Source organism: Arthrobacter sp. AL05 (genome assembly GCF_029960715.1).
Classification (GTDB): Bacteria; Actinomycetota; Actinomycetes; order Actinomycetales; family Micrococcaceae; genus Arthrobacter.
The window spans coordinates 171,218-179,396 of record NZ_JASBRC010000002.1 but is presented as its reverse complement, the minus strand read 5'-3'; the positions used below and the strand labels follow the sequence as shown (position 1 = coordinate 179,396).

4 protein-coding genes are annotated in these 8,179 nt (G+C 65.5%); 1 reads left to right on the top strand and 3 read right to left on the bottom strand.

Going from position 1 to position 8,179, the window contains the following annotated elements:
- A partial coding sequence (locus tag QK287_RS03155) for a malectin (RefSeq protein WP_282359197.1) occupies positions 1-838 on the top strand: 838 nt, incomplete at its 5' end.
- An 87-nt stretch (positions 839-925) separates the two neighbouring features.
- On the opposite strand, the gene QK287_RS03150 is transcribed toward QK287_RS03155, so the two are convergent.
- The 3 genes from QK287_RS03150 to QK287_RS03140 all read right to left on the bottom strand — a co-directional run bounded on the left by QK287_RS03150 (position 926) and on the right by QK287_RS03140 (position 8,179).
- Positions 926-3,547: an AAA family ATPase gene (locus tag QK287_RS03150; RefSeq protein ID WP_282359195.1), complete on the bottom strand. Its 2,622-nt coding sequence runs from the start codon at positions 3,545-3,547 to the stop codon at positions 926-928.
- A 97-nt stretch (positions 3,548-3,644) separates the two neighbouring features.
- Entirely contained in the window at positions 3,645-6,377 is a 2,733-nt protein-coding gene (locus tag QK287_RS03145; RefSeq protein ID WP_282365169.1) for a LuxR family transcriptional regulator, read from the bottom strand.
- A gap of 212 nt (positions 6,378-6,589) precedes the next feature.
- Positions 6,590-8,179: a sugar transferase gene (locus tag QK287_RS03140; protein WP_226773584.1), complete on the bottom strand. Its 1,590-nt coding sequence runs from the start codon at positions 8,177-8,179 to the stop codon at positions 6,590-6,592.

Genomic DNA, 8,179 nt, shown 5'->3' with positions numbered 1-8,179 from the left:
CTTCACCGCCACCACCGACGAACCAAAAATCTCCGCCATCGAAATCATCCCCGCCGGTGCTCCGGACACCACGGCGCCAGCGGCCCCCGCCGGGCTGAGCGCAACCGCCGGGACCAACACCGTGAACCTGGCCTGGACCGCCGGGACCGAACCGGACCTCGCCGGATACCACGTCGAACGCGCCACCACCGCAGCCGGCCCCTGGAACCGCCTGACCGGGACCACCCCCATCACCGGGACCACCTACACCGACACCACACCCCCGGCCAACACAACCCTGCTCTACCGCATCATCGCCATCGACACCTCCGCCAACGCCTCGGCCCCCTCGGCCACCGCAACGGCCACCACCACAGCCCCCGCCACCCAACAACCCATCCGCATCAACGCCGGCGGACCAGCCCTCACCACCGGAGGCGTGAACTGGCTCGCCGACACCTACTTCACCGGCGGAAAGTCCTACACCAACCCCCAAGTGACCGCCATCGCCGGAACCACCGATGACCCGCTCTTCCTCAGCGAACACAGCGGCGCCGGCGGCTTCAGCTACGCCATCCCCGTCCAACCCGGCAACTACACCGTCAAACTCCACTTCGCCGAAATCTGGCACGGAGCCACCGGCGGCGGACCCGGCGGACCCGGACAACGCGTCTTCAACGTCAACCTCGAAGGCGGCACCCCCGAAATCACCAACCTCGACCTCAACGCCACCGTCGCCCCGATGACAGCCCACACCATCACCCAACAACTGAACATCACCGACGGCACCCTCAACCTCGACTTCACCGCCACCACCGACGAACCAAAAATCTCCGCCATCGAAATCATCCCCGCCTGAAACCCGGCAGTAGCGCCGGGTCCGCACGACAGCGCAGCAGGTGCCGCCCTTGGCGGCACCTGCTGCGCTGTCGTGCGCCAAGCCGGTCTATCGCGGAACGGAGCCCGGGCCGGGAAGATCGAGAGGCCGGCTGACGCCGAGCCTGGCGAAGATCCTGTACAGCTGCCGTTCGATGCTGCGCTCCGAGACCCGGAGCAACGCAGCAATCTCGGCATTGCTGGCGCCGCCGGAGACCAGGCCACGGATCTCGGATTCGCGGGCCGTCAGCGCCGGGGCAGGCTCTGAATCGACGAACCCCAGGTGCGGGGGCATCCCGAGAGCCGCCAACCGTTGCTGGACCTGTGCCCGGACAGCAGGCAGGCGGCGATGGTCCGATTCCTGCGTCAGGCACCATTCGGCCTGCTGCGCGGATTCGAGCGCCAGACGCAGGTAGCCTGCGGCCAGGGCGGCATCGCCGGTCCTCATCAGGCCGGTCGCATCGGACTCGGCAACCGCGCGCGCAAAATCATGCACCAACGCAGACTCCGGCCCGTCAACGGCGCTGCTGCTTATGGCGAGGGCGGCAGCGCCTGGGGTATCGCCCGGGACCAGCGCCAGCCTCCGTATTTCCGTTTCGATCCAGCGCAGGCCCTGGCCCCGGGCCAGTTCCGCAAGGGCCGTCAGGGAGCTTTGGCTATCCCGTCTGGCAAGAGTGCCGGCGGCGACCGTGGAATACGCTTCGACGAGGAGACGCAGGACCAGTGGTTCACCGCCGGGGAGCCGTCGGAACGACGCCAAATGTTCGTGGCCGGCGTCCCGGTCCCCTGCCGCGGCCGCCGCATATGACGCAGCCGAGTAGACGAAGCAGCGCAACTGCCAGGGATCCGCTACCTTGAGTTCTTCTGCGGCGAGTGACATAGCTGCCAGGGCTTCAGGCATCCGGCCTTGTCGGATCATCGAGAATCCGCGCATGGCCTGGAGCATGCCGCCGCTTCGTATCAGCCGCGGGGGGTACGCCCTGGCGTAGTCGTCGATGGCGGCCGCGGCGGGATCCCATTCCCCCGCCAAGGTGAGAACCAGGCAGTGCCGCATCAGCAGGTCCTCGTCGATCAACGGCAGAGCCAGCTCGTGGCACTTAGCGTCTTGCCAGGCTTGCTGGTCCAGGGCGCGTCCCGCGAGGACACGCCCCTGGGCACTCCAGATCAGGGCGAGCAACGAAGAAGCCGGAATGCGGATCGTTGCCGGCGCCCCTGTCCCTTCGATCACAACGCGGAGTCTGCCCTCGACTTCGGTCAAGGAACCGCTCGGGTCGAAGACGTTGATGTCCCCGACCCCATCGCGGAGGGGCTCCGCAGGCTCCGGCAGCAGCGCCGGGCCAAGGTTTAGCGGCGTTGCGTATCCACTGCCACGTTCTGCTGCGACCGCCTTGAGCCTGGCAGCCAGCGCTGCCGAGAGGTAGGGCTCATCGGTTCCGTGCAAACCAGTGGCCTGCTGGAGCAGGCCACTGGCGATCCGGGGCCGGCCCGAGGTGAATTGAGCGTAAGCCGCCTGAAGACGGGCCTGCGGCAAAAAAGACTCGTCGCCGACGGCAGCTGCTGTTCGCAGCGCGGCGTTCGGGTCGAGAGCAACATTGGCCAGGCGGGACGCCCGGAGAAGATCGGCCGCGGGGACGCGGGCACCGCAATCCATTGCCCAGCGGACCTGGTTCCGGAACGCTTCCGGGCGAAGCTGCCCGCCGCCGGGTAGGGCCAGTAGGCTCCCCCGCAGGCGAGCGCTGCGTCCGGCCGGAATCTGTCGACGCACAATTTCACCGATGAGCGGACTTGCGGGCCGAACCCGCCGGTCTCCGGAACGGGAGACCTCGATGATGCCGGCCCGTTCCAGTGCGTCGACGGCCTTGGGATTGCTGAATCTCAGGAGCTGGCCGACGCTCAACGGCCCGGCCAATGCCACCAGGGCGGCGGCAAGATTTGCCTCCGAGGAGAGCCCCCGGAGTTGATGGTGCACGAGGTCTGCTTCCGGGAATCCGGCCAGCACCGGCTCAGCGACCAGCAGCCATACCCCATGCCGCAGCGCGAGCGCCCCGGTCCGCCGGCAGTGTTCAATCAAGGACAGCACCATAAACGGGTTCCCCGCGGCGAGATAGGAAAAGCTCGCACTGACCCACGGTGAAACGTCGCAGCGCAGGACTTGTTCGCATAGCTGGTGGACTTCCGCCCGGTTCAGCGCTGCAAGCTCGTATTTCGCGACGATTCCGTCGTCCCAGAGTGCCAGGAACTCTTTGGGGATCAATGTTCCGGGTCCGCTGGTGGCGAGGAGGCCTGCTGCGCCGGTGGCCACTGCCTGCGCCACCAGGTGCAAGGTCCCCCGGTCCAGGCTCTGGGCATCGTCGACCACAAAGAGCGGCCGCCCGGACCTGGACCTGAGTCTGCTGGTCATGGCTTGGAGAACGGCGGGGTAGGAGTCGAGGTCCCGTGCCGGCAACTCGGCCAGATGCGGCGCCAGCACCCCGAAGGGGACCGCCGCGAGCGCCGGTGTCGCGGCCAGACGGATATAGGGCGGTTGGTCTCGAAGTTCGTGCAGAACAGCCGTGGTCACGGCGGTTTTGCCGGTGCCGGCGCCTCCGACGATCAAAGCCCCGGATGTGCCTGCGTCGCTGAGGGAGCCCGCAACCGCCTTAACGAGCCTGGCACGGGCAACGAGCATGGCGGGTTGGTTCAGGCTTTCCACATTCCCCACCTTTCCTCCGAACTGCTGGGTCACTGCCTCATCCCCGGTGTGCGGGTCCGGCTGTTAGCGCAGCCGGAACTAACAGCGCCCGCGGCGGTCAGCCGAGACGGACATTGTCCACCGGGCCGGACATCACTTCTTTGAGCTCGGCCCGGCTTGCAACATGCAGTTTCGCGTACACCTGGTACAGATGGCCCTCCACGGTCCGGACCGAAACGTGGATCTGTTCGGCGATCTTCCGGTTGGAGGTTCCGCTGGCTGCCCGGACGGCGACCTCGATCTCCCTGGCCGTAAGCGTTGACGTCGTCAAGGAATGCAGCCCATTCTTCGGACCGCCGATCCGGTCTTCCACGGACTGTTGCATACGCTGGGCAATCCTCAGTGAAATCCGGTTGCCGGCATCGTGGGCGCAACTAACCGCCTTGCGCGCCGCATCCCTTGCAAAGATGGTGTGGCCCAGCTCTTCGGCATCCTTGGCAGCCCCAAGCAGCTGCTCGCTGTCGGACTTCTTTAATCCCTCTGCCAGCCGGAGGCACAGTGCTGCGAACCGTCCATTGACCTGGGTTGCAAGGCCGGCCAGTTTCTGGCCCACCTGCCGGTCCCCCAAACGGGCCGCCGCAGACAAGAACAGCAGGCCGGTGCTCAGAGCGCCCGCGGCCTCATCGATGTCGGCTTCTGCCGTCAGGAACCGAATGGCGGCCGTCCGTTGTCCGAGCTCGGCACGGGCGGACAGCTCGTAGTACCTGGTCATCCGCTCGGCGATCCAGGCCCCCTTGGCGTCCTTCTTACCGAGCGCTGACAACATGGCCTCGGCCTTGTCTTCCTCCCCCTGCAGGCAGGCTGCATAGGCGCCCGCGGACGTGGCAAGTGCCCAGAGGGATTCGTGATCCTGGACCTTAAGCTGCAGGAGGCCGGCCTGGAGCTTGGGCAAGGCCTCGCTCAGCAGCCCTCGATGCAGATCCACAATCCCTTGCCCGATCTCGAAAATGCCGCCCAGCCGGGCCTGCGGCTCGGCGGTCGCCGCGGCCGCAGTCAGGCACGCGCTGGCCTCGCCAAATTTTCCGCAGAGCAGCAGCAGCAGCAGGAAGCGGCAGCGGATCTGCCGGATCGATGTGTCCGAAATTCCGCTGCGGACGGCGGCAGCCATCACCTCCCGGCCCAGTGCTGTCGCTGCCAGGACATCGCCGGTGGCAGCCATCGCCTCGCAGACCAGGCTGGCGGCCACAATCTTCCTTTCGCTGCCTAAATCGCAGGTGTCCACGTCGGCAAACATCGTCAGGACATCCTGGTAGCGGCCCTCAAAAACGGCCAATTCCGCGCTGGCGCTCCGCAGCTTTTCGCGGAGATCCGCCACGTTCGCCTCCAGTGGCTGCGCCTCAAGCCGTCGTCCGATTTCCAACAGCCTGGCGCCTGCCTGGGCGGCTGTCGCGGGCTGGCGCTTGTCCAGTTCTGCGCGAAGAAACTCAATGGCAGCCCAATCAGCGAACTCAGCATCCTTTTCGAGCGTGTGGCCCAGGACCTGCAAAACCCGCCGGGCCGAATCCTCGTTATTGACGTTGAGGTGAGCACGAGCAGATTCGATCGCGGCCCCGACCATGGATTCCTGTCCGTCAATCTCCTGAATGAACCTCAGCGCAGCGGTGGGATCAGACTCATCGTTTGCCATCTTCGCTGCCGAGAGTGCACGTCCGGGCCGTACTTCCTCGCCGCAATCCAGCGCCCACGCAACTTCCTTCGAGCCCGCAGCGTCTGCCCGTTCCGATTCCTCCATCCCCGCGCCGAGGCGCCGCCGGAGTTCGGCGCTGCGCCCTGGCGGCACGACGCTGGCCACAATGCTCGCCACTACCGGGTTGGCAATACTGACAGTCGGCGGATGGTCGTGGCTGACCCGGATCATGCCACGCTCCTGGAGTGCGTCCATGTCCTGGGAATTGGCAACATTCATTAGGGTCTGCAGCGGCACGGAACCGGCGAGGGACAGCAGCTCGAAGACATCGCGCTGGCCGCTGCTCAGACGGTTGAGCCGGGCCCTGACGACGTCCCGGATTTCTCCGGTCAGGGAAACCGGCCGATCGCCCAGGATCCAGGTGCCGTCCTGACGGACAATGGTTCCCAGCTTGATCTGCTCCCGGGTCAAAGAGTGCAGGAACAGTGCGTTGCCGCCGCTGGCGTTCCACAACGCCCGGGCGGCAGCGTGCGAGAAGTGCCCGCCGTATTCGTGCTGCAGGGTGGTGGCGGTTTCGGTGAAATCGAACGGGCCAAGGTCCACCCGGCGCAGCATGTCATCCTTCCACAGCCCCATGATGTCGCCGCCGACATTGGGCAGGTCCACACATGCTGCCAGCAAGGACACATGGCCGCCGGCGCTTAACTGGGCAACCATCATCGTCGAGAGCTCGTCGAGGTCGTGGGCGTTGTCGACAAACAGAACAACCCGGCGTCCCTTGGCTTTGCTGTGGAGCAGCTGTGTCAGCCCGCGGAGGACCATCAGCGGATGCTCGAGGTGCGAGGCATCGAGGTCATTCAAGAGCACACTCAGGGCACCGTAGGGAAGCTTCGAGGAGATGGAGCTGCCCCGTACCTGGACCACAAGATGGCCGTCCCCGAGCTGTTCGACCGCGCGCTGGGCCAGGAAGGACTTGCCCGCGCCGTGCTCCCCCACCAGGACAACGCCGCAGCCTGGACCGGATTGCAGCCCGGCGAGAATGTTCGCGACGAGGTCCCGACGGGCATATGGCCTGTCGTGCCACCCCGGATGTGAGTGTTGGCTGGAAGGAACTGGGACTGTAGTGCCGCTGCCCGCGGGCAAGCTACCGCTGTGCTGAAACATGTGAGAGACCTTCGCAATCAAAGTGTGACCAGTGATAAATCAAACCTATGGAGGCTGGACTACTTCAACATGCGTAAGAACTACTCGAATCCAGGGGCGGAGATTGGTTCCATCTACGTAGGTGTACTCAGATAGGACCGGCGAAGCGGCGACGCCGGGTAAGTAGTCCCGACGGGCCTAACCGGTTGCCGCCATGGGGGCGGTATCCCCGGCTAGTAGGCCCCTTCGGGACTGATCACTACCTTCAAGGTCCGCCAGAGAATGACCACGTCTCCCCACATGGACCAGTTCTCCACATAGTAGAGGTCAAGGCGCACAGCGTCCTCCCACGGCAGATCCGAGCGTCCGCCAATTTGCCAGAGTCCTGTAATCCCGGGCTTTGTCAGCAGCCGGCGGTTGATATTGCGTTCGTACAGCTCGACTTCCCGGGGCAACGGAGGCCTCGGGCCAACCATGCTCATGTCGCCGCGGAGCACATTCCAGAACTGCGGGAGCTCATCGAGGGAGTACTTGCGCATCCATCGACCGCACCGGGTGATCCGTGGATCGTGTTGGATCTTGAACAGCACTCCCGCGGCCTGGTTCTGTGCCATCAGCGCGTTCAGGTCGTCCTCCGCGCTCTCCACCATCGAACGGAACTTGAGCATGTAGAAACGTTTCCCGTCCTTGCCCACGCGTTCCTGCCGGAAGAAGGACGGTCCCGGGCTGTCCGAGCGGACGATCAAGGCCAGGACGAGGAAAACCGGTGCGAGGGCCAACAGTGCGCCGGCGGCGAGGACCACGTCCATCGCACGTTTTATCCGGTGCTTTCCACCGGCGTACCGGGGCAGGTCCACATGCATCAGGGGAAGTCCTTCCACCTGGCGCAGGTGCATCCGGGGACCGGCAACGTTGGTGAGGTTTGACGCCAGCACCAACTCGGCCTGATGCTCCTCCAGCATCCAGCCCAGCTCACGGAGCCCGTTGTTTCCACCCGGCATCGGCCCCGCCACAATAACCGCCGTCGCGCCGGCTTCCTGGACGGCCGGGACGATGTCGTTCAGGCCGCCAAGGATCGGGACTTCGCGGTTATCAATACGGAGCGACGTCCCTGCCGTCCCCCCGGAGACCAGTGTTCCAAGTACTTCGAAGGTTGCACCGGACTTTCGATTCAACTGCCGGATGACATACCTGACATCCTCAGGTTCCCCGGAAACCACAACCCGGGAAAGGTAGTGGCCCCGGAGCCGCTGGGAGTTAATCCATTGCCGCCAGATCCACCGGCTTCCGGCCAGCCCGAGGATTCCCACCGGCAGCCCCACAAGAAACATTGCCCCTGCAGCGTTCCACTGGGTCAGCACGGCAACCATGGCGGCCAGCCCGAAAACGTTCAAGGTCGCGGCCACAACGCGTTTGTATTCGTCCGACCCTACGCCCAGAATGGTCGAGTCCCGGGTCCGGTACACAACGAGGAACGCCGCCCACAGCAGTGCGACGCCCGCGGCGAAAACCACGGAGCCGCCGCCGCCAAGGGGTACTCCGGCGCCGGCGGAGAGGTCAGCTGACGCCTCGGCCTCGATACCGGAGGCCGTAGCCAGCAGTACAACGAGTATGTCGGTGCAGCGCAGGCCCCGCCGATAGAACTTGACCCAGGCCCGGCCGGAAGTACTTGGTGCGCGGGCCGCCAGCGGCACGGCGGCCGGCTGCAGCAACGGCAGGGCTGCGGCTGCTTGCCCCCCGGAACGCCACGCCGTTGCGGCGGGTATCCAGCGGGTTTGCCAGCTCCGGTGTGAATGCCTTGGCTGGGCCTTGGTGCTGCTCAT

Bases quoted from the DNA above. Each gene is read 5' to 3' on its own strand.
- QK287_RS03140 (WP_226773584.1), bottom strand. From the start codon at position 8,179: ATGAGCAGCACCAAGGCCCAGCCAAGGCATTCACACCGGAGCTGGCAA.
- QK287_RS03145 (WP_282365169.1), bottom strand. From the start codon at position 6,377: ATGTTTCAGCACAGCGGTAGCTTGCCCGCGGGCAGCGGCACTACAGTC.